The 20,080-nt window shown below is 69.2% G+C and carries 16 protein-coding genes and 1 pseudogene; 10 read left to right on the top strand and 7 right to left on the bottom strand.

Annotation, left to right across the window (positions count from 1 at the left end):
• Positions 1-272: 272 nt before the first annotated feature.
• Positions 273-1,922 (top strand): penicillin-binding transpeptidase domain-containing protein, encoded by a 1,650-nt coding sequence (locus ACFT7S_RS36350; protein WP_382740062.1) that lies wholly within the window; start codon positions 273-275, stop codon positions 1,920-1,922.
• Between the two features lie 137 nt (positions 1,923-2,059).
• On the opposite strand, the gene ACFT7S_RS36345 is transcribed toward ACFT7S_RS36350, so the two are convergent.
• The 3 genes and pseudogenes from ACFT7S_RS36345 to ACFT7S_RS36335 form a co-directional block, all read right to left on the bottom strand.
• On the bottom strand, positions 2,060-3,088 hold the full coding sequence (locus ACFT7S_RS36345; protein WP_382740059.1) for an MBL fold metallo-hydrolase: 1,029 nt from the start codon (positions 3,086-3,088) through the stop codon (positions 2,060-2,062).
• Positions 3,089-3,282: 194 nt separating this feature from the next.
• Positions 3,283-4,467, bottom strand: a complete 1,185-nt coding sequence (argJ, locus tag ACFT7S_RS36340; RefSeq protein ID WP_382740056.1) for a bifunctional glutamate N-acetyltransferase/amino-acid acetyltransferase ArgJ — start codon at positions 4,465-4,467, stop codon at positions 3,283-3,285.
• A 191-nt stretch (positions 4,468-4,658) separates the two neighbouring features.
• Positions 4,659-5,393 (bottom strand): annotated as a pseudogene (locus ACFT7S_RS36335) (BTAD domain-containing putative transcriptional regulator); the annotation flags it as partial.
• A gap of 200 nt (positions 5,394-5,593) precedes the next feature.
• On the opposite strand from ACFT7S_RS36335, the gene ACFT7S_RS36330 reads away from it, so the two are divergent.
• The 4 genes from ACFT7S_RS36330 (at position 5,594) to ACFT7S_RS36315 (ending at position 10,087) form a co-directional block, all read left to right on the top strand.
• Positions 5,594-6,031 (top strand): helix-turn-helix domain-containing protein, encoded by a 438-nt coding sequence (locus tag ACFT7S_RS36330; RefSeq protein ID WP_382740053.1) that lies wholly within the window; start codon positions 5,594-5,596, stop codon positions 6,029-6,031.
• Between the two features lie 378 nt (positions 6,032-6,409).
• Entirely contained in the window at positions 6,410-6,973 is a 564-nt protein-coding gene (locus ACFT7S_RS36325) for an ImmA/IrrE family metallo-endopeptidase (RefSeq protein WP_382740050.1), read from the top strand.
• On the top strand, positions 6,970-8,211 hold the full coding sequence (locus ACFT7S_RS36320) for an MAB_1171c family putative transporter (RefSeq protein WP_382740047.1): 1,242 nt from the start codon (positions 6,970-6,972) through the stop codon (positions 8,209-8,211). Before ACFT7S_RS36325 ends, ACFT7S_RS36320 begins: the two co-directional genes overlap by 4 nt.
• A 157-nt stretch (positions 8,212-8,368) precedes the next feature.
• Positions 8,369-10,087 (top strand): class I adenylate-forming enzyme family protein, encoded by a 1,719-nt coding sequence (locus ACFT7S_RS36315; protein ID WP_382740045.1) that lies wholly within the window; start codon positions 8,369-8,371, stop codon positions 10,085-10,087.
• 29 nt (positions 10,088-10,116) lie between these two features.
• Here the strand turns inward: ACFT7S_RS36315 and ACFT7S_RS36310 are convergent, their stop codons facing one another.
• On the bottom strand, positions 10,117-11,394 hold the full coding sequence (locus ACFT7S_RS36310; RefSeq protein ID WP_382740042.1) for a M6 family metalloprotease domain-containing protein: 1,278 nt from the start codon (positions 11,392-11,394) through the stop codon (positions 10,117-10,119).
• Between the two features lie 256 nt (positions 11,395-11,650).
• On the opposite strand from ACFT7S_RS36310, the gene ACFT7S_RS36305 reads away from it, so the two are divergent.
• Together ACFT7S_RS36305 and ACFT7S_RS36300 are read left to right on the top strand one after the other, a co-directional pair.
• On the top strand, positions 11,651-12,313 hold the full coding sequence (locus ACFT7S_RS36305; RefSeq protein ID WP_382740040.1) for a TetR/AcrR family transcriptional regulator: 663 nt from the start codon (positions 11,651-11,653) through the stop codon (positions 12,311-12,313).
• A gap of 164 nt (positions 12,314-12,477) precedes the next feature.
• Entirely contained in the window at positions 12,478-14,001 is a 1,524-nt protein-coding gene (locus ACFT7S_RS36300) for an MFS transporter (protein ID WP_382740036.1), read from the top strand.
• Between the two features lie 115 nt (positions 14,002-14,116).
• Here ACFT7S_RS36300 and ACFT7S_RS36295 read toward each other — a convergent pair whose 3' ends face one another.
• Positions 14,117-14,629: a MarR family winged helix-turn-helix transcriptional regulator gene (locus ACFT7S_RS36295; protein ID WP_382740033.1), complete on the bottom strand. Its 513-nt coding sequence runs from the start codon at positions 14,627-14,629 to the stop codon at positions 14,117-14,119.
• Positions 14,630-14,787: 158 nt separating this feature from the next.
• On the opposite strand from ACFT7S_RS36295, the gene ACFT7S_RS36290 reads away from it, so the two are divergent.
• Complete coding sequence (locus ACFT7S_RS36290) at positions 14,788-15,570, top strand: dioxygenase (RefSeq protein WP_382740030.1); 783 nt, start codon at positions 14,788-14,790, stop codon at positions 15,568-15,570.
• 39 nt (positions 15,571-15,609) lie between these two features.
• Here the strand turns inward: ACFT7S_RS36290 and ACFT7S_RS36285 are convergent, their stop codons facing one another.
• Positions 15,610-16,143, bottom strand: coding sequence for a GNAT family N-acetyltransferase (locus ACFT7S_RS36285; RefSeq protein WP_382740027.1), 534 nt, complete (start codon positions 16,141-16,143; stop codon positions 15,610-15,612).
• Between the two features lie 147 nt (positions 16,144-16,290).
• On the opposite strand from ACFT7S_RS36285, the gene ACFT7S_RS36280 reads away from it, so the two are divergent.
• A complete protein-coding gene (locus tag ACFT7S_RS36280) occupies positions 16,291-17,289 on the top strand; it encodes an RNA polymerase sigma factor RpoD/SigA (protein ID WP_382740023.1) in 999 nt (332 codons plus the stop codon).
• 152 nt (positions 17,290-17,441) lie between these two features.
• Here the strand turns inward: ACFT7S_RS36280 and ACFT7S_RS36275 are convergent, their stop codons facing one another.
• On the bottom strand, positions 17,442-18,410 hold the full coding sequence (locus ACFT7S_RS36275) for a helix-turn-helix transcriptional regulator (RefSeq protein WP_382740021.1): 969 nt from the start codon (positions 18,408-18,410) through the stop codon (positions 17,442-17,444).
• A 61-nt stretch (positions 18,411-18,471) separates the two neighbouring features.
• Between ACFT7S_RS36275 and ACFT7S_RS36270 the strand changes: the two genes are divergently transcribed.
• Positions 18,472-20,034 carry an MFS transporter gene (locus ACFT7S_RS36270; RefSeq protein WP_382740017.1) on the top strand — a complete coding sequence of 521 codons (1,563 nt, stop codon included), beginning with the start codon at positions 18,472-18,474 and terminating at the stop codon, positions 20,032-20,034.
• Positions 20,035-20,080 lie beyond the last annotated feature (46 nt).

The raw sequence follows: 20,080 nt of genomic DNA, 5'->3' as shown, positions 1-20,080 counted from the left end.
GCCTCCATGCGTCGGCCGTCGCTCACAGCGTGGGTATGGGGATCAGTTCAGCGGCTCGCTCACGGCAATGGCCATGAAGCGGCAGTGGTGCGCATAGGCCGTCTCCGAAGCGCATAGGCGGAGGCGACGATCGATTCTCGGTCAAGTTCCCGGGAGGAGGAGGGGGACAAGAGGGAGCGAATCCGGCGGAGGGAACGATGGGGGAATTGACGGTGGCCGGAACCTTTCAGCAATGAGAGGACGTAAAGCGCACCCGCGTATACCGTTCGAGCATGGCTCGACGACACGATTACTACAGTCCTGCCCCGCACGGAAAGCGGCGATCCACGGGAAGCCGTGTGCTGGTGGCCCTGTTGGTGCTGGCGGTGGTGTCAGGCGTCGGTTACTGGGGATACACCTCACTGGCCGGTGACGAAGGCGAGGACGATCCCGAAGTCACCGCCGCCGCGGCCCAGCTGGAGAAGTTCATCGGCGCCTGGGAGACGGGCGACGCGAAGGCTGCCGCTTCGTTCACGGACACCCCGTCGAATGCGGAATCGCTCATCACATCCGTGACGAAGAATCTGGAACCGTCGAAGACGGAGATCACTCCGGGTGACGGGGAGAAGAAGGCTTCCGGCGAAGTTCAATTCCCGTTCAACGTCGCGATGAAGATTCCGGGCGCCGCCGACTACACGTGGGACTCCCGGGCCAAAGTCCTGAAGAAGGACGGCGCCTGGCTGGTCGAGTTCAACACCCCCATGATCCATCCGAAGATGGCCGCCGGGCAGACGCTGGCCCTCCAGTCCCAGGAGCGAGCCTCCGTCCTCGATGCGAACGGCGACGAACTCCGGGCCGCCTCCGTGGTCGGCGCGGTCGATCCGAAGACCGGCAAGGGAATCTCAGGACTTGAGGCCCGTTACGACAAGCAGCTCTCCGGCGGGGCCGGCGGCGCGAAGTCCGTGGTGGTCGTCGACCGCAATTCCGGCCAGGTGGTGAAGGGGCTCACGAAGAAATCCGGAGCGAAACGTGAGCCGGTCAGGACGACCATCGATCCGAAGATCCAGGAAGCGGCGGCAGACGCACTGGAGGGAGTGTCGAAGAACGCGGCCATTGTCGCGATCGACCCCTCCACCGGGAACATCCTCGCGGCGGCCAACAAACCGGGCGGACAGAACCGGGCACTGAGCGGCCAGTATCCGCCGGGTTCCACATTCAAAGTCGTTACGGCGGCCGCCCTGCTGAAGCAGGGTATGCGCCCCGATGACCTGGCGGAATGCCCGAAGTTCGCCTATGTGGACGGTCAGCGGTTCGAGAACCAGGACCAGTTCGTACTCCCCGGAGGATCGACCTTCCGGGACTCCTTCGCCCATTCGTGCAATACCTTCTTCGTCAATTCGGCCGGAAAGCTGTCGGAGTCGGCGCTGAACGAAACCTCGCGGGCCTTCGGCATCGGCGGCTCGTGGGACGTCGGCGTCACCACGTACGACGGCAGTGTGCCGGTGGCCAACGGCGTCAACGACAAGGCGGCCTCGACCATCGGCCAGGCCCGGGTACTGGCCTCGCCGCTGGTGATGGCCTCGCTCGCGGCGACGGTGAAGGAGGGGGAGTTCAAGCAGCCGGTGCTGGTGCCGGACGCGGTGAAGAAGAAGTACGAGGCCACCGACAAGCTCGACCCGGGTGTGACGTCGGCGCTCCGCGAGATGATGCGGGCGACCGTCACCCGGGGCGCGGGCAAGTCGCTCCAGGGCATCACGGGAGAGCCGCACGCCAAGACCGGCACGGCGGAGTTCGGCGACGACACCCCGCTGCGTACCCACGCCTGGATGATCGGCTACCAGGGCGAGGGGAACATCGCCTGGTCGGTGCTGCTGGAGGACGGCGGCTCGGGCGGCTCGGACGCGGGCCCGATCGCGGCGAAGTTCCTGGGCAACCTGGTTTGACCGCCCAGTGCCCTGACCGGACGGGCTTGTTCTCCAAGCCCGTCGAGGAGGTCCCCCCATGCCTTTCAGGCAATGGGGGAGATTAAGGACCAAATGCGACCGGAGGCCGCGAAACCGGTCACAGCACCCGGCCCAGCTCAGCGCAGCGCGCCCGTGATGTCCAGCGGAACCATCGGCTGCGGCGTCAGCACCCGGCTAACCGTGACCGCGCGTCCTGCCGCGGCCTTGTCCAGCGCGGTGACCGCGGTCCTGGTCGGCGCCGCCCACAGGGGGTTCGTGGCGCCGGCCCGGAGGTCGGCGACCATGTCGTCGTGGTGGCTGGGGATGATCAGGGGCGGATCGCCGAGCACATCGAGCAAGCGGTCGAGGTAGCGGTGGACGCCGGAGTGGGCGGTCATGCTGATCACGGCGACGTCCGGGCGCAGGCCCTCCAGTTCGCGGGCGATGTAGTTGCTGGCGCCGGAGAGCAGCACGGATGGTCCGCCGTCGAAGGCGACCATGTACATCAGCGTTCCGCCCTCGGGCAGTTCGCCGAGCGTCGTGGGCCGCTTCGGCAGGGGCGCGGTGAGGACGTCGGGGGCGAAGTAGCCGTGATCCGCGCTCTGGCTGTGCAGGCTGGGGATCACCTGCACGGTGTAGCCGTCGAACTGGAGGTATTCGCCTCCCCGTACGGGGATCATGTCGGCGACCCGATCCGCGGGCGTGCCGAGCGCGGTGAGCAGATGCCGCGAGGTCAGGTCGCACAGGGTGCGGATGCGGTGCTTCCGCCACTGCGGGTGCGCCAGCAACTCGGGTACGTCGGCGATGTGGTCGAAGTGCCCGTGGCTGACGAGGACGAGCTCGGGAGGCCCCACGAGCTCTTCACCGGCCACCCGCGCCACCGCTGCCCGGTCCACGCGCAGGGGGAGCCGCGGATCGAGCGCGCCGTCCTCGCCCTGGTACGGCATACGGCTCAGATAGGGGTCGAAGAGCAGACTGCGGCCGCCGAAGGCGAGCTCCCAGCCGGCCACTCCGAGCCAGCGCATGCTCAGCCGGGTGGAGGCGATGTCGCGATCCGGCCGCCGTGGTGCCGACGCGGGCAGGACCGGGGCGGCCCCGGCGGTCAGTAGACCGGCGCTGCCGACCGCCAGCATCCTCTGGAGCACCGATCGCCGCATCCGCAGCATGCGCAAAACCTCCGTATGTCACCAAGTGTGATCAGGAGGGTACAGACGGTATGTGACGAGTCGGTGGCTTTAGGCCATGGGGCGGCGCCGTGTCCGGCAGCCGACGCCCCGCGGCCCGGTCCGGGCGGCGGGGCGTCGGGCCTTTCGTTTGGATCACGCCGGGCTCGCGGCCTTTCGCCCGGCGGAGGTGCCGGTCAGGTCGTGTACTCGGAGTTGAGGCGCACGTATCCGGGGGTGAGGTCGCATCCGTAGACGGTGAACTCGCCCTGGCCGATGCCCAGTCCGATGCTGATCAGCACCTCGTCGCCGCGCAGGTGATCGGCGATCTGCTTGCGCACCAGGGTGTCGTCCTCCGCGCTGCCGGCCGGGTAGACGTCGATGCCGCCGAAGCCGATGGAGACCTTCTCGGGGACGATGTCGGTGTCGTCCTGGCACTTGCCGATGGCCATGGCCACCCGGCCCCAGTTGGGGTCGCTGCCGTGTACGGCCGTCTTGACGAGCGGGGAGTTGACCACGGTCTTGCCCACCCGCTTGGCCTGCGCGGTGTCCCGTGCGCCGGTGACCCGGATCTCGATGAGCTTGCCCGCGCCCTCGCCGTCCTTGGCGATCATCCGGACCAGCGCCAGCGCCACCTCGTGCAGCGCCGCTTCGAACCCGGCCGCGTCCACGGGGCCCGCGAGGCCGTTGGCGAACACGGCGGCGGTGTCGCTGGTGGAGGTGTCGGTGTCGATGGACACCGCGTTGAAGGTGACGTCCATGACCCGGCGGAAGATCCGGTCCAGCTCGGGCTGCGGCAGCTCGGCGTCGGTGGCGAAGAACGTGAGCAGCGTGGCCATGTCCGGCTCCAGCATCCCCACCCCCTTCGCGATCCCGGTGATCGTGGCGTCGCCGCAGCGCGCCGTGGCGATCTTGGAGTGGGTGTCCGTCGTCATGATGGCCTCGGCCGCCCGCTCCAGGCCGCGGTCCTCCGGCGGCCAGCTCAGCGAGTCGAGGTGTACGCGGATGTCGTCCATCGGGTACTGCTTGCCGATCACGCCGGTCGAGGCGATCAGCAGCTCGTCCTCCGGCAGCCCGGCGATCTCGGCCGTCCTGCGCCGGACCTCCCGCGCGTTGCGGTCCCCTTCGGCGCCGGTGGCCACATTGGCGTTACGGGCCACGACGACCACGCCGCGTGCCGCCGCGAGCCTGGTCTCGTCCCGGCACAGGACCACACTGGGCCCGGCGAACCGCGACTTGGTGAACACCGCCGCGGAGACGGCGGGCACGGTGGAGATCAGGACGGTGAAGTCGTCGCGGCCGTCGTCGGCGAGTCCGGCCGGAGCCGTGTGGACCAGAAAGCCCTGGGGTGTGGTCACTGCTGATGTCCCTTTTCTCTTCATGAGGTGGCGTACGCGCTCATGGCCGGCCCGGCGGTCGCCCGCTGTTCCGGTGCCACCACTCAGTCAAGCCCGTTCCGTCACATCTTCTATGCGGACAGGGCCGAACGCAGGGGCAGCGCCGAGGCTTTCGGCGTCCTGGAGAAGGCGGAGGTGCTCGTCGGGAAGAACTCGTCCTGGTGCAGCACGGCCTGGAGCGCGTCCTTGAGCTTGACGCCCGGACTGATGCCGATCTGCTCGCGCAGCATCTCCTTGGCCCGGTGGAAGACCTGGATGGCGTCCGCGGGGCGGCCCGCCCCGTAGTACGCCTTCATCAGCCAGACGTAGAGGTCCTCGCGCAGCGGGTCCTGGTCGAGGAGTTCCGTCAGCTGGCCGATCGCCTCGTCGTACCGCTCCATCTCGATGTCGATCTGGGTGCGCAGTTCGACCGCGGCGGCGCGCTCCCGGTCGAGTCCTTCGGCCTGGAGGCGGAGCCGGCCGGAGGCGATATCGGCGAGGGCGGTGCCCTTCCACATGGAGAGGCTGGCGTCGAGCTTCACGACGGCCGCGTCGTACTCGCCGCGTGTGCACAGGGCGCGGACGTCCCGGAGCGCGTCCCGGAAGAGGAACAGATCGATGCGCTCGACGGGGACGTGCAGTTGGTAGCCGAGGTGGTTGGAGGTGAGGACGTCCTTCGGGAGGCCCGCTTCCCGCAGTGCCGCCCGTATCTTCCATGCCGAGGTCTGGAGCTGCCCCGACACGGTGCGCGGTGGCTCGCTGTCCCAGGAGTCCTGGATGATCGCTTCCTTGGTGACGAACTGTCCGGGCCTGAGGGCGAGCGAGGTCAGGAACCTGAGTTGCCTTTGGCCCTGGATCAGGATGGGTACGCTCGCGTTCAGCAAGGTCACAGGACCGAGGAGCTGGACCGTCAATCGCTGCACGGCGCTCATGAAGCTTCCCCCTTCGCGATGATCATTCGACTGTGTATCGACTGACGTAGAAGTTAACGGGACCCTGTCCAACATGAGTTGACGATCAAGCGGCGATGCTACCCGCGTGGATTGAGGTCGTCAACGAGCGTGGATGCGCCCCGGCGTCGACGTCAACATGAGTCGAGAGTACGGTGATCCGCACGAAAGGCGGTGCAACTTTGAACAGCACAGACGGACCGGAGAACGCTCTGGCCGAGAAGCTGGACCACCTGTTCACGAACGTGGTTCCCGCCGGCCGGCTTCCGTACAGCTCGGAGGAGGTGGCGCGCGCCATCACCGCCGATGGCACGCCCATCTCGGGCAGTTACATCTGGCTGCTGCGCAAGGGACAGCGCGACAACCCCACGCTGCGCCATCTCGAAGGACTGGCCAAGTTCTTCGGGGTGCCGCCGGCCTACTTCTTCGACGACCAGGTGACGGCGGCCGTCGACACCGACCTCGAACTGCTCACGGCCCTGCGCGACGCGCAGGTGCAGAAGGTCGCTCTCAGGACGGCCGGCCTTTCGGTCAAGAGCCTCAAGTCGATCGCCGAAGTCATCGAGCGCGTACGCGAGTTGGAGGGGCTGTCGGAAGAACAGCCCCCGAACGGCGTTTAGCTTCCAGGTTTCCCGGCGGCAAATCGAAATTGGTCAATTTCCGCCGAGCAGCGGAAAGGGGAATCCTCGCCGTACGCAATGCGGCCCAGCGCGGAGGGCCTCATTGCCGTGGCCGGAAGTGACCCTAGACCGCCCATGGGCACACGTGTTTGGATCTTTTTTGTGGAGCGTAGGTGGATCCCGCCACCTGCACGCAGGTGGATCCCGCCATCTGCGAGGGTTCCGCGTGGGCATTGATCGACCCAGGGGGGCTGGAGGGCACGTGGAACTTCGGCATGCGTGTACGAGGGGATCTCGGCGATCCCGGATTCCGGTACCGGTTTCCGACGGCATCACGAGATCACGCGTTTTCCGCACGGACGGGTCGAGGTGATCTCCGTGCGATGGCCGGTTCCGTTCGGGCGCCGAGGGAAGAACAGCCGCGACGCTCGCTGCGAGCGGCGGGTACGGGCCCTGGGTCTCCCCGTCGGCACGACACTGTCGATCGAACAGCTCTGCGAGCATGTCGGCCGCATGCGCGGCCGCCCGGTGCGGCTGGTCTCCCTCACGCTCCCCCTGGGGAGCCCGCACGGCCTGTGGGTCTCCACGGAGAGCCGCGAGTACGTCGTCTTCGAGGAGCGGCTCGCTCCCGTGCACCAGCGCCAGGTCATCCTTCACGAGATCGGTCACATCGTCTGCGATCACGCCGCCTCGCCCGCGCTGGCGGCGGAGGATGCCGGGATGCTGCTCCCTTCGCTCAGTCCTGACCTGGTACGACGCGTGCTGGGGCGGGAGCACGGACAGTCCGATGCGGAGATCGAGGCGGAGCTGGTCGGCTCGCTCATCGGCCGCCGTATCGGTGCCTGGACCGCCGGACCGGTGTGGCCGGTGGCGCCGGAGGCCCGGAGGCTCGCCGCGCGTCTGGCGGAACTGGAGCCCCCGGTCGTGCCGGGCCGGGGATGAGCGCCGGTCCGCATCTGGTCTGCGCCGCGCTCGCCCTCGTCGCCTTCGTCGAGAAGGTCCGGGTCCTGCGGGCCGGCTATTCGGCGGTCCGGCTCGCTCTGGCGGAGTACTACTTCCTGCTCCTCGTGATCGGTCTGGTCGCGGTCCCCGCGGTGTGGTCGGAGGCGGGACGCGCCGTCGGCACCGAGAACTTCTCCGGACTCGTCACCCAGACCTGTGTCATTCTCGTGACGGTATGTCAGCAACTCGTGCTGCTCCGAATTTCCCACGAGAGGGTCACGGCCTACCGAAAGGCCATATTCCCGCTGATCGGTCTCGGTGTGACGCTGACGGCCATGACGACGCTGTTCTTCGCCGTTCCCATGCGGCCGGTGGGGCCCGCCGACTTCAGCGCGCAGGCCGCGGCGCAGAACCCGATGTATCTGGCTTTCTACCTCATTGCCTTCACGGTGGGGCAGATCAATATCGGCATCACGTGCCGACGTCATGCGCATATTCCCCCATCGGTCTGGCTGCGCCGGGGACTTGGTCTTCTCGCGATGACCTTGCCTCTCAGTCTCATATATGCCGCATGCGGTGCCGTCGGCATATTCGCGGAACGTATGGGCGTCTCGGCGGAGCGGTGGGAACCGATGGGCCATCTCTCCCTCGTCCTGGTCGGAGTCATGCAGGCCGTGGGCTGGATGCTGCCGGACATCGGCAAGCGCGTCATCGCCGTACGGCAGTGGTCCGAACACCGGCGCGCCTTCCGGGCCTTGGGGCCGCTGCACCGTGCGGTGACGGCACGGGCGCCCGAGGTGGTCATCCCCATGAAGGCCGGCGCGGGTCTGAACGCACGTCTGTACCGGGTGATGATCGAGGTCCGTGACGCCCAGTGGGCGCTGCGGCCCTGGATGGACCCCGCGCTCGCCGGTGCCCTCCGGCGCTGCGGCGCGGACGCCGGGCTGACGGACGACGAGCTGGCCGCCGCCGTCGAGGCGGCGCAGATCCGGGCGGCGATCGAGGCGAAGGACCTCGACAACCTGCCCCCGGAGCCCGTGGTGACCCCCCTCTCGGCGGAGCCGGGCGATCTGGCGGCCGAGCTGGCGTTCCAGCGCAGGCTGGCCCGGTACTTCGCGGACCCCTTAGGGCCTGTCCGGCGGACCAGGGCCGGGGCCACGGCGTCTGGCACTTCCCCGAGCTCTCGGCTTCTTCCCCGAGCTCTCAACTTCGTTCGAGCAGGGGAGACCCCACCTTAGGACGCTTCGGCGCCTTGCGATGCACCGCACCGGACGCCGCGTCCTATCCGGCCCTGGTCCGCCGGACAGGCCCTGGCCGGCGCGGGGTGCCTTGACGGCGTGCGGGTGCGGGCATAGCGTCGCCGGGCTACTGAGCAAGCGCTTAGGAAGGTCGCTCGTGCCGCACACCGAATCGCCCGCAACCGCCCCCGCCTCGGATGCCACAGCCCGTATCGAGGCAGGCCTGACCGCGCCCGGCGCACCCTTCGCCGTCGTCCGCGACGAGCAGGGAACGCTCGTGTACGAGGGCGGGCCCCGCACGCTCCGGGAGTTCGTGGAGGCCACCTGGGCCCTCGGTGACCGGCCGTTCCTGATCGCCGGGGAGCGCAGCTACTCGTACGCGGAATTCTTCGCCGCCGCCTCGTCCCTGGCCCGGCGCCTGGCCGATACGTACGGTCTGCGGCCGGGCGACCGGGCCGTCGTCGCGATGCGCAACCACCCCGAATGGCAGATCGCGTTCTGGGCGACGCAGCTGGCCGGTCTTGTCTCCGTACCCCTCAACGCCTGGTGGACCGAGGACGAGTTCACGTACGCCCTCGACGACTGCGCACCGCGTGTGCTGCTCGTCGACGGGGAGCGGCTGCCCAAGGTGGCCGCCTGGCGGGAGCGCACGGGGGCCCGGGCGGTCGTCTTCCACGCCACGGACCGCGAGGGGCCCGCGGGCGAGGGGATCGAGCGGTACGAGGACCTGCCCGCCCCGGACCCGCTGGCCGCACCGCCCGAGGTGGAGATCCGGCCCGAGGACGACGCCACGATCATCTACACCTCCGGCACCACCGGACGACCCAAGGGCGCCGTGGCCACCCAGCTCGCCCAGATCGGCGCGGCCGTCAACCCGCGCTTCCACGCGGCGGTCTCCGCGCTGGGCCGGGGCATCATTCCGGGCCAGGGCCCCTCGCCCGTCCAGCTGATGACCTTCCCGTTCTTCCACGTCGCAGCCTTCACCAGCTTCTACACGACCATGGCCGCGGGCGGCACGATCGTCCTGATGCGCAAGTGGGACGCCGACGAGGCGCTGCGGCTGATCGGCCGCCACGGGGTCACGCACTACGCGGGCGTCCCGGCCACCGCCCTCCAGCTGCTCGCCGCCGCCGAGCAGGCGGGCGACGGCCTGGAGAGCCTGCTGATGCTGAACACCGGCGGAGCCGCCGCCCCGCCCGACCTGGTCGCCCGGCTCACCGCACGTTACGGGGAGCGGATCGAGCCCCGTAACGGCTACGGGCTGACCGAGACCAGTGGCGGGGTGACGGCGAACTTCGGCGCCGACTACCGGAGCCACCCCGGCAGCGTCGGGCGCCCGACACCCGTCACCGAGGTCCGGATCGCCGGCCCGGCGGGCGAGGCGCCGCCCGACGGCGAGGTCGGTGAGCTGTGGCTGCGCGGTCAGTCGCTGGTCCGCGGCTACTGGCGGGACGAGGCGGCCACCGCCGCGGCGTTCACCGACGGCTGGTTCCGCACGGGGGATCTCGCGGTGCTGCGCGACGGCCGTGTCAGCGTCGTCGACCGGATCAAGGACATGGTGATCCGCGGCGGCGAGAACGTGTACTGCGTCGAGGTCGAGGCCGTGCTGCACGACCACCCCGAGGTCGAGGACGCGGCCGTGCTCGGCGTTCCGCATCCGGTGCTGGGCGAGGAGGTCGCGGCCGTCGTCCGGCTGCGCCCCGGCGCCGGGGCGACGGTCGAGGAGCTGCGGGCGCATGTCGGCCGGAGCCTCGCCGCGTTCAAGGTCCCCGCCCACGTCCTCGTGAGCGAGGAGCCGCTGCCCCGGAACGCGACCGGGAAGATCCTCAAGCGTGAGCTGCGCGGCCCGGTCCGGGCCCATGTGGAGAGGGACTGACCGACTGACGGCAGCGGTCGTCGGGTGCCTCAGGGACGAGTGATCCGCACCCGGTAGGTCTCGTCCGCGTTCTTGGCGAGCACGGATATGCGTATGCCGTTGGTGCGGTCGGTGAACGTCCCGCCCGGCCGGAACGGGGCGTCGGAGAGCTCGGCGTGCACATTCGGCTCCCGGGTGCAGCCGCCGCTGTCCTGGGTGCTGTCGGCGATGGACACCGGTCCCTGGCCGGTGTCCACGTCGGAGCTGACCTTGTAGACCAGCACACCGGGCCGGCAGACTTCCGCGTCGTTGCCATCGGGCGTCCGCACCTCCACGGCGTAGCCCGACTCGGCGCTCAGGGGTATGAAGGCCAGCTTGGTGCCGCCCGCGGTGGCCAGCGGGCCGAGGGTGTGTTCGCTCGTGCCGGACCGGGCCGCGCAGTCGATCTGGTCGTTGTCGAGCCAGCCGAGCTTCCACTTGTGCCAGCCGAGGAAGTCGTTGTTGGCCCCCCAGTCCTCGGACATGATGTCCCAGTGCCCGACGGAGCCCCCGCCCTCCATGGTGTAGAGGTCGGGCAGGCCGAAGATATGGCCGTTCTCGTGCGGCAGGACGCGGTAGCCGGTCTCGTCGTACGAGCCCGAGCCGTCGTCCTGGCGGCTGTAGACGAACGAGGTGTTGGCGAGCGGCACGCCGTCCGCGTACGGGGCGTCCTCGTTGGCGGAGAAGGTCACCGACAGCACGGTGTCCAGCGCCGAGGGGCCGGCGTTGGGGGTGACCAGCACGTTGATCAGGTCGTACGCGGAGAAGTCGACCTTGGGGTCGGCCGTCGCCACGAGGTCCTTCAGGAGGTCGCGGTAGCCCGGCTCGTAGGGCGAGCCGCGCTCGATGCCGTACTCGGCGAACGGCAGCGGCATCCGCAGCCAGCCCTTCACCGGCGCCTCGGGCAGATAGGTGAGCCGCCCGTAGGAGCTGTTGCGGAACCATTCGGAGGTCTGCGGGAAGAATTCCGCGAGGCGTTCCTCCGCGGTCCCCGAGCCCGGGGCGTCCGAGAAGTCGATCATGAGGTTGAGGGCCTTGACCCGGCCCGTGGAGCGCACGTAGCCGGGTGCGGTCGGCATGCCCTCCGACATCTGTACGCCCATGGCCGCGGATATCCGGCACGAGCCGAGCGGGGAGTCCTCGGCGGCCGCGGACGGGCCCGCGGAGGCGCGGCCGGGAGCGGGGAGGTTGCTGCTGGCCGTGGCCATGACCGCGATGCCCAGGGCCGTGGCTCCGACGAGTGCGACAGGGTGGCGGTGTCTGCGTATCCGGTGGCGGGGCTGCTGCATAGAGGCGCCTTCGGGGTCCGCGGCAGTCGGCCGGCTCTGACTGCGCTCTGGCGATCAGCCTGTGCCGGGTGCTGCGGGGTCGCTCGTTGACTGCGCCGATCGGAGGATTCCGCGCTTCCTGTATGTGACTCAGGTCACATAGGTAGGTGAAATACCGGGGACTCCTTCCCCGTTTGTATCTGTGTCCCCGCTAACCGGGGAAGCGGTCCCCGCTTACGCGAGGGAACGCCACATACGAAACGGAAGGGCTGCCGTCGTGAAGACCGTCACTGATACCGATACCTGCGTCGTGCGGCGCCGTGCGTCCCGTCCGCGGGCCGACGCGCTGCGCAACCGGGAGCGGATCGTGACGGCGGCCCGCGAGATGTTCGTCGAGTTCGGACCCGACGTGCCCCTCGACGAGGTCGCGCGCCGGGCGGGCGTCGGCAACGCCACGCTCTACCGGAACTTCCCCGACCGGGCCGCCCTCACCCACGAGGTCGTCCTCGCGGTCACCTCCCGCACCACCGACCGGGCCGAAGAGGCCGTCGCGGCGGAGTCCGACCCGTTCGCCGCGCTCAGCCACTTCGTGCACGCCGCCGCCGACGAGCGGATCGGCGCCCTGTGCCCGCTGCTCTCCGGCAGCTTCGACAAGAACCATCCCGAACTGCTCGCCGAGCGCCGTCGCCTCGAAGAGGCCGTCGAAGGACTCGTGGAGCGCGCCATGACCGCGGGGCGCCTGCGCACCGACATCGCCGTCGGCGACGTACTGGTCGCCCTCTCCCAGCTCACCCGGCCGCTGCCCGGCATCGCCTGCCTGGACATCGACCGGTTCACCCACCGTCATCTGCAGCTGTTCCTGGACGGACTGGAAGCTCCGGCCCGGTCCGTGCTGCCCGGATCGGCGGCGACCCTGGAGGACCTGCGGCGCGGGCACTGACGCCCACGACGACGACCTGAACCACCCGGTGTAACCCACCGCCGAACGAACCCGGACTTCCGGACCCGGTCCCACGACACAGGGCCCCGGCCCCGGTACCGCACGCCCGTTTTCGCCGACATCACGACTCTCGCGCCCCGACGCGCCCTTAGGTGGCTACTCCCATGTCAAAAACAGCCGACGTACGGCTCCCCGATCCCAGTCGCTGGAAAGCACTGGCCTTCATCGCCCTCGCCCAGCTGATGGTCGTGCTCGACGCGACGATCGTGAACATCGCGCTGCCGTCGGCCCAGACGGACCTGGGTATCTCCGAGGGCAACAAGCAGTGGGTCATCACCGCGTACGCGCTCGCCTTCGGCGGGCTGCTCCTCTTCGGCGGACGCCTCGCCGACCTCTGGGGCCGTAAGCGCGTCTTCGTGATCGGTCTCCTCGGCTTCGCCGTGGCCTCCGCCCTCGGTGGCGCCGCGCAGGGCGAGGCGATGATGTTCGCCTCCCGTGCGCTGCAGGGTGTCTTCGGCGCACTGCTCGCACCGGCGGCGCTCTCGCTCCTCGCCGTGATGTTCACCGATGCCAAGGAGCGCGCCAAGGCGTTCGGTATCTACGGTGCGATCGCCGGTGGCGGTGGCGCGGTCGGCCTGATCCTGGGCGGCTTCCTCACCGAGTACCTGAACTGGCGCTGGACGTTCTTCGTCAACATCCCCTTCGCCATCGTCGCCGCCGCGGGTGCCTACTTCGTCATCCGTGAGCCGGTCGGCAGCCGTAACCGTTCGTCGCTCGACATCCCCGGCGTCATCCTGTCCACGCTGGGACTCGTCTCGCTGGTGTACGGCTTCACCCGCGTCGAGTCGTCCGGCTGGACGGACCCCGTGACCGTCGGCCTGTTCGTGGCGTCCGGTCTGCTGCTCATCGCCTTCCTCGTCACCGAGTGGCTGGTGAAGTCGCCGCTGATGCCGCTGCGCGTGCTGGCGGACCGCAACCGCTTCGGGGTCTACCTCTCGCTGGGTCTCGCCGTCATCGCGATGTTCGGGCTCTTCCTGTTCCTGACGTACTACCTCCAGATCGTCAAGGGCTACTCGCCGGTCAAGACCGGCTTCGCGTTCATGCCGATGATCGTGGGCATGATCACCGGGTCCACCCAGATCGGTGCCCGTCTCATGACCCGGGTGCCGCCGCGCTGGCTGATGGGCCCCGGCTTCCTGGCGGCCGCGATCGGCATGCTGCTGCTCACCCAGCTGGAGACCGATTCCAGCTACGCGGGCGTCATCCTCTTCGGCCAGCTGCTGCTCGGCCTGGGTATGGGTACGGCGTTCATGCCGGCAATGTCCCTGGCCACGTACGGCGTCGAGCCGCGTGACGCGGGTGTGGCCTCGGCGATGGTCAACACCTCGCAGCAGGTCGGCGGCGCCATCGGCACCGCGCTGCTGAACACCATCGCGGCCGGCGCCACCACGGCGTACTTCACGGCCCACGCCGCGGGCTCCACGGACCCGAAGCTGCTGCAGTTCCAGGCCATGGTCGCCGGCTTCACCAGCGCGATCTGGTGGGCGGTCGGCATCCTCCTCGCCGCCTCGGCGATCGCGGTGTGGCTGATCAACACGGGACGCCCGGGCGCCGGAACGGACGGCCCGGTCGCCGGGTCCGCCGACGGGGTCCAGGACGACATCAAGATCCCGGTCGTCGCACACTGACGCGGGCGGCGCGCCCGACGTGATCTGCGACATCCGCCCCGGCTCCGTTCATCGGAGCCGGGGCGGACGCGTATCCGGGGTGCTGGGGTGCCGGGGTCCTGGGGGCCCGGTCGGCTCAGCGGAGCCAGGGCAGGTCCGCGCCCGTGTCCTCCGGTTCCAGCCCGGCGGCCATCACCCGCATGATCTCGCCGAGCCCGCGTACCTGCTCGGGCGTGAGCCGGTCGAACATCGCCTGGCGTACGGCGGTGACATGGCCCGGTGCGGAACGGCGGAGCATTGCGAAGCCCTCGTCGGTGAGGACCGCGTTCTGGCCGCGTTTGTCGGAGGGGCAGTCCTCGCGCCGCACCCAGCCGTTCTTCTCCAGCCGGGCGATGGCGTGCGAGAGCCGGGACCGGGTGATCTTGGCGTCCTTGGCCAGCTCGGTCATCCGCATCTGCCGGCGGGGTGCCTGGGCGAGCTGGACGAGCAGGCCGTAATAGATGTGCGGCATGCCGGCATCGCGCTGCAACTGGCGGTCGAGGTGATCCTCCAGGAGCGTGGTGGCGTGGCGGTAGGCGCGCCAGACGCTCTGCTCTTCGTCGGTGAGCCAGCGCGGTTCGCCGGTGGATGCCGTGGTCATGGAGTCCACTCTACGACCCTTTCTTGAAAGTTGAACTAGATAGGTCTAAGGTCTCTGGTACTTGGAACTTGAAGTTTCAATGACGTGATTCGAACGGAAGCGATCCGAACGGATCCGGAGCGCCACGTGATGCAACGGATCCGGAGCAGCAGAGGAATGGGAGTGCCATGACTGTCACCGCGGAGCGCATGCCCGCCCTCTACCTCTCCCACGGGGCGCCCCCGCTCGCCGACGACCCGGTCTGGACCGGCGAACTGGCCGCCTGGTCCGCCACGCTGCCCCGCCCCACCGCGATCCTCATGGTCTCCGCCCACTGGGAGGAGGCCCCGCTCGCCCTCGGCGCCACCGAGACCGTGCCGCTGGTCTACGACTTCTGGGGCTTCCCCGAGCACTATTACCAGGTGCGGTACGCGGCCCCCGGCGCCCCCGAGCTCGCGGAGAACGTCCGCAAGCTGCTGCGCGGCGCCGGTACGCCGGTCCAGGACATCCCGGACCGAGGGCTCGACCACGGTGCGTACGTGCCGCTCGTGGAGATGTTCCCGGGCGCCGACATCCCCGTACTCCAGATCTCCATGCCCACCCTCGACCCGCGGAAGCTGATGGACATCGGGCGCAAGCTCGCCCCGCTGCGTGACGAGGGCGTGCTGATCGTCGGAAGCGGCTTCTTCACCCACAACCTGGCCGCGCTCCGGCATCCGGGCGGCGGCGTCCCCGGCTGGTCGGCGGAGTTCGACGACTGGGGGAACCGGGCGCTCCAGGCGCAGGACATCGATGCCCTGCTGGACTTCGAGCACAAGTCCCCGGCGGGCCGGCTGGCCCACCCGCGTACCGAGCACTTCGCGCCGCTGTTCGTGACGCTGGGTGCGGCCGAGGACGAACTCCAGCAGGGGCGGAGCGTCATCGACGGCTTCTGGATGGGACTGGCCAAGCGCTCGGTGCAGTTCGGCTGAGCGTTTCCGGGGGCCGGGAGTCCGGGAGTCCGGCGGGGCTCAGGACTCCTGGCCCAGCTTTTTCTCGTACCAGGCCACGTCCCAGTAGCGGCCGAACTTCCGGCCCACCTCCGAGTACGTGCCGATGTGGCGGAAGCCGAATGTGTCGTGCAGCCGGGCGGACGGCTCGTTCGGCTGGGCGACACCCGCGTAGGCGCGGTGGATGTCCTCGTCGGCCAGGGCCTCGAACAGAGCCTTGTACAGCAGGGTGCCCAGTCCGCGCCCTCTCGTGTCCGGTGCGCAGTAGACGCTCACCTCGACGGACGTGCCGTACGCCGGCTTGGGCCGGAACGGGCTGCTGGTCGCGTATCCCAGGATCCGGGGAGCGTCCCCGGTGCCCTGAGCAACCAGGAGGCGGTAGGGGCCGTCTTCAGGGTGGGAGCGCAACCACGGGAGGCGCTGCTCGGGAGTGAAGGGGACTGTGTCGAATGTGAGGGCGGTCTCACGGACGTAATGGTTGTAGATGTCGGTGAGAGCCACCACATCCCCCTCCAAGCCCGGCCTGACCTGCACTTCTGTGGGTATCTGCACCATGTGTCCTCCCGTTGGGGCCGACAGGGTACTGCATGATCGCGAAAGTGAATGCGGCCCAGGGGAATTCTGTCCGGATTCCAGTCGTTGTTTCCATCGGATGCAGGGCACCCGAGAGGGTGTCGCGACCTACTCAGCAAGGGAGCACGCATGGCAACCCGTGCCGTCGCCCGTCGTTCGTCCACCACCGGTGGGACAAGCCGGGCGAGCAGTGTTCGCGCCGTGGGCGGGGAAATCGCCGATCGCGACCTGGTCGGCATGTACCTGGAAGAAATCGCCCGTACGCCGCTGCTCGACGCCGCCAAGGAAGTCGAGCTGTCGCAGATCCTCGAGGCGGGCGTCTACGCCCAGCAGATCCTCGACGGCGAGGTGGAGAGCGAAGCCGGCGGAGCGAAGCGTGAGGAGCTGGAGGCGCTCGTTGCCGAAGGCGAACGCGCGAAGGACGTATTCATCCGGTCCAACCTCCGGCTGGTCGTCGCCGTGGCCCGACGCTACCCACGAGCGGGTCTGCCCCTGCTCGACCTGATCCAGGAAGGCAACGCCGGACTGGTGCGCGCGGTCGAGAAGTTCGACTACGCCAAGGGATTCAAGTTCTCCACGTATGCGACGTGGTGGATTCGCCAGGCCATTACCCGCTCCATAGCCGACCAGTCCCGCACGATCCGGCTCCCCGTCCACCTGGTGGAGGAGCTCGGCCGTATCCGACGGGTGCAGCGCGAGTTCAACCGCGAGCACGGGCGCGACCCGGAGCACGCGGAGATCGCCGCCGAGCTGGACACGACCACGGAGCGTGTGGGGAACGTCCTGGACTGGGCCCGTGACCCGGTCAGTCTCAACATGTCCGTGGACGACGAGGGCGACACCCAGTTCGGTGACCTCCTGGAGGACACCTCCGCAGTCTCGCCCGAGACGTCCGTGATGACGCTGCTGCGCAGCGAGGAGCTGGAAGACCTCATCGGCAAGCTCGACAACAGGACCGCGTCGATCATCCGTATGAGGTACGGAATCGAGGACGGCCGCGAGCGGACCCTCACCGAAGTGGGCAAGCAGCACGGCCTCACCCGGGAGCGAATCCGCCAGATCGAGAAGCACGCACTGCTCGAATTGAAGCGAATGGCTCACGACACGGGCTTTGACGCTGCGGCGTGAGCCAATAACCCGTAACCTCACAATCAAGCCGGTTCGCACCGGCACCATGAGCTGAGTCCCGGCGCCCACCCCCCCCGGCGCCGGGGCTCATTCATGTCCGGGCCGTTTCCGCGCTTGTTCCCACGCCTGTTTTCACCGGGCGGGAGCCCGGTTCAGGTCGAGGACGCCCGGGTCAGCCGGCCCCCCAGGTCACTCAGGTACTCCACCAGCTGCGGCGGCCCGTGCGCCGTGAACTCGCAGTCGACGAGCGCCAGCCTCAGCGCCACCCACTCCAGGGAATCCGTCGAGACCGCCCGTAGCCGGCAGCTGTCCTCGCCGGTCGGCTCCGGCGCGCCCAGCGCCGACGGCAGCCGTGCCGCCACGAAGTCCGCCGGGGCCCGGAAGCCGACGTCGATCCGCAGCTCCGCCTGCATCCGGGACATCGACCGGGCGAAGAACTGGGCGGCGTCCCCGTCCTCCCCGGGCAGCTCACGCGGAGTGAAGCGGGCCCCGGTCGCCACCGGCTCACTGACCCGGTCCACCCGGAATGTACGCCAGTCCTCGCGCTCCAGGTCGTACGCGACGAGATACCAGCGGTACCCCGTGCTCACCAGCCGCACCGGTTCCACCAGCCGCTTCGTCTCGGCGCCGTCCCCCGCGCGGTACGCGAACCGCAGCCGCTCCCGCCCGGTGACCGTCGACGCCATCACCGTCAGCGTGCGCGGGTCGATCGTGGCGCCGTCGCCCCGGGTGAGCGGCAGCGTGGCGTTCTGCAGGGACGAGACGCGGTGCCGCAGCCGCGAGGGCAGCACCTGCTCCAGCTTGGCCAGAGCCCGTACGGACGCCTCGTCGACGCCCTCGATGGCGTGCCCGGCCCCCGCTCGCAGCCCGACCGCGATGGCCACCGCCTCCTCGTCGTCGAGCAGCAGGGGCGGCATGGCGGTGCCCGCGACCAGGCGGTAGCCGCCGACCGAGCCGCGCGTCGCCTCGACCGGATAGCCGAGGTCCCGGAGGCGGTCGATGTCGCGGCGGATGGTGCGCGGGCTGACTTCGAGCCGGACGGCCAGTTCGGTGCCCGGCCACTCGCGCGGTGTCTGGAGGAGCGACAGCAGATTCAGCAGTCGTGCCGGGGTATCGGTCATACCTTCAGGATGCCCGCCCATCAGGTCACGAACTGTCCTAATGGCCCTCTAGCTTCTTCCCATGACTTCTTCCGAATCGCTGCCGTCCACGACGGCCGCCGGCATGGCGACCGAGGGCTCGGCGGCCCCGGCGGCCCCGGCCGACCGGCGCCGCTGGTTCGCGCTCGCCATCGTGATGACCGCGGCCTTCATGGACCTGGTCGACGTCACGATCGTCAACATCGCCATCCCGAGCATCAAGCGGGACACCGGCGCCTCGTTCAGCTCGATCCAGTGGATCACCGCCGGGTACGCCCTCGCCTTCGCGGCCGGGCTGATCACGGGCGGCCGGCTCGGCGACATCTACGGCCGCAAGCGGCTCTTCCTCATCGGCATAGGCGGCTTCACCGTCTCCTCCGCCCTCTGCGGCTTCGCGGCCGGCCCGGAGATGCTGGTCGCCTCGCGCATCCTCCAGGGCGGCATGGCGGCGCTGATGGTCCCGCAGGTGCTGTCGATCGTGCACGCCACCTTCCCGGCGCACGAACGCGGGAAGGTCTTCGGCCTCTTCGGTGCGATCGTCGGGCTCGGCGCGGTCTCCGGACCGCTGCTGGGCGCGCTGCTCACCGGCTGGAACCTCTTCGGTCTCGAATGGCGCCCGATCTTCCTGATCAACCTGCCGGTCGGTATCGCGGGCCTGATCCTGGGCAGCAAGTTCATCAGCGAGTCCAAGGCACCCAAGGCGCTCCGCCTCGACCTGGTCGGCGTGGTCCTGGTGACGCTCGGCCTGCTGATGCTGATCTTCCCGCTGACCCGGGGACACGAGCTGGGCTGGCCGGTGTGGGGCCATGTGTCGATGGTGGGCAGTCTCCTGGTGTTCCTGGCGCTGGTCGCGTACGAGCGGCGGAAGACGGCCAAGGACGGTTCGCCGCTCATCGAGTTGTCACTGTTCCGGGTCAGGAGCTTCGCCGCGGGCGTCGCCGTGCAGCTGACCTTCGGCATCGTTCTCGGCATCTTCTTCCTCGTCTGGACGCTCTACATGCAGATGGGCCTGGGCTGGAGCGAGCTGCGGGCGGGCACGACGGGCATCCCCTTCTCGATCGCCGTCTCGGTCGCCGCCGGGCTCTCCGTGCAGAAGCTGGTGCCCCGCTTCGGCCGCAAGGTCCTTCAGGCGGGTGCGCTGCTGATGATCGCCGGACTGCTGCTCTACATCTGGGAGTCCGAGCACTACGGCATGGCCATCACGCCGTGGCAGATGGCACTGCCGCTGGTCGTCATGGGCGTGGGGATGGGGCTGATCGTGGCCCCGCTGACGGACGCGGTGCTCTCCGAGGTGCCCAGGGAGCACTCCGGATCGGCGTCCGGGCTGTTCAACACCGTGCAGCAGATGGGTACGGCCCTGGGGCTCGGTCTCGTGTCGGTGGTCTTCTTCGGGGTGATCGACGACGCGGCGACGCCGCAGGCGGTGGGTCCGGCGTTCGCCGAGGCGTTCCAGCAGTCGCTGTGGTGGGTGGCAGGGGTGCTCGCCGTGATCTTCCTGGCGATGTTCGCCCTGCCGGCCAGGCCGAAGGCCCATGTCGAGGGCTCGGCCGACGAGGGTCCGGCGCCGGAGGGTGACACCGTCAAGGAGCCCGTGCTGACGCACTGAGTGAGAGTTCGTGACGCACGACGGCCCGTGCGCCTCCGATGACGGA

This window comes from Streptomyces sp. NPDC057136 (genome assembly GCF_042670885.1).
Lineage (GTDB): Bacteria > Actinomycetota > Actinomycetes > Streptomycetales > Streptomycetaceae > Streptomyces.
The sequence above is the reverse complement of the archived record's forward strand: the minus strand, read 5'-3'. Positions and strand labels throughout refer to the sequence as shown.

Coding starts and splice junctions, on each gene's coding strand:
- ACFT7S_RS36280 (WP_382740023.1), top strand. CDS start 16,291: ATGGCAACCCGTGCCGTCGCCCGTCGTTCGTCCACCACCGGTGGGACA.
- ACFT7S_RS36310 (WP_382740042.1), bottom strand. CDS start 11,394: ATGCAGCAGCCCCGCCACCGGATACGCAGACACCGCCACCCTGTCGCA.
- ACFT7S_RS36270 (WP_382740017.1), top strand. CDS start 18,472: ATGACTTCTTCCGAATCGCTGCCGTCCACGACGGCCGCCGGCATGGCG.
- ACFT7S_RS36290 (WP_382740030.1), top strand. CDS start 14,788: ATGACTGTCACCGCGGAGCGCATGCCCGCCCTCTACCTCTCCCACGGG.
- argJ (WP_382740056.1), bottom strand. CDS start 4,467: ATGAAGAGAAAAGGGACATCAGCAGTGACCACACCCCAGGGCTTTCTG.
- ACFT7S_RS36320 (WP_382740047.1), top strand. CDS start 6,970: ATGAGCGCCGGTCCGCATCTGGTCTGCGCCGCGCTCGCCCTCGTCGCC.
- ACFT7S_RS36275 (WP_382740021.1), bottom strand. CDS start 18,410: ATGACCGATACCCCGGCACGACTGCTGAATCTGCTGTCGCTCCTCCAG.
- ACFT7S_RS36285 (WP_382740027.1), bottom strand. CDS start 16,143: ATGGTGCAGATACCCACAGAAGTGCAGGTCAGGCCGGGCTTGGAGGGG.
- ACFT7S_RS36345 (WP_382740059.1), bottom strand. CDS start 3,088: ATGCTGCGGATGCGGCGATCGGTGCTCCAGAGGATGCTGGCGGTCGGC.
- ACFT7S_RS36350 (WP_382740062.1), top strand. CDS start 273: ATGGCTCGACGACACGATTACTACAGTCCTGCCCCGCACGGAAAGCGG.
- ACFT7S_RS36300 (WP_382740036.1), top strand. CDS start 12,478: ATGTCAAAAACAGCCGACGTACGGCTCCCCGATCCCAGTCGCTGGAAA.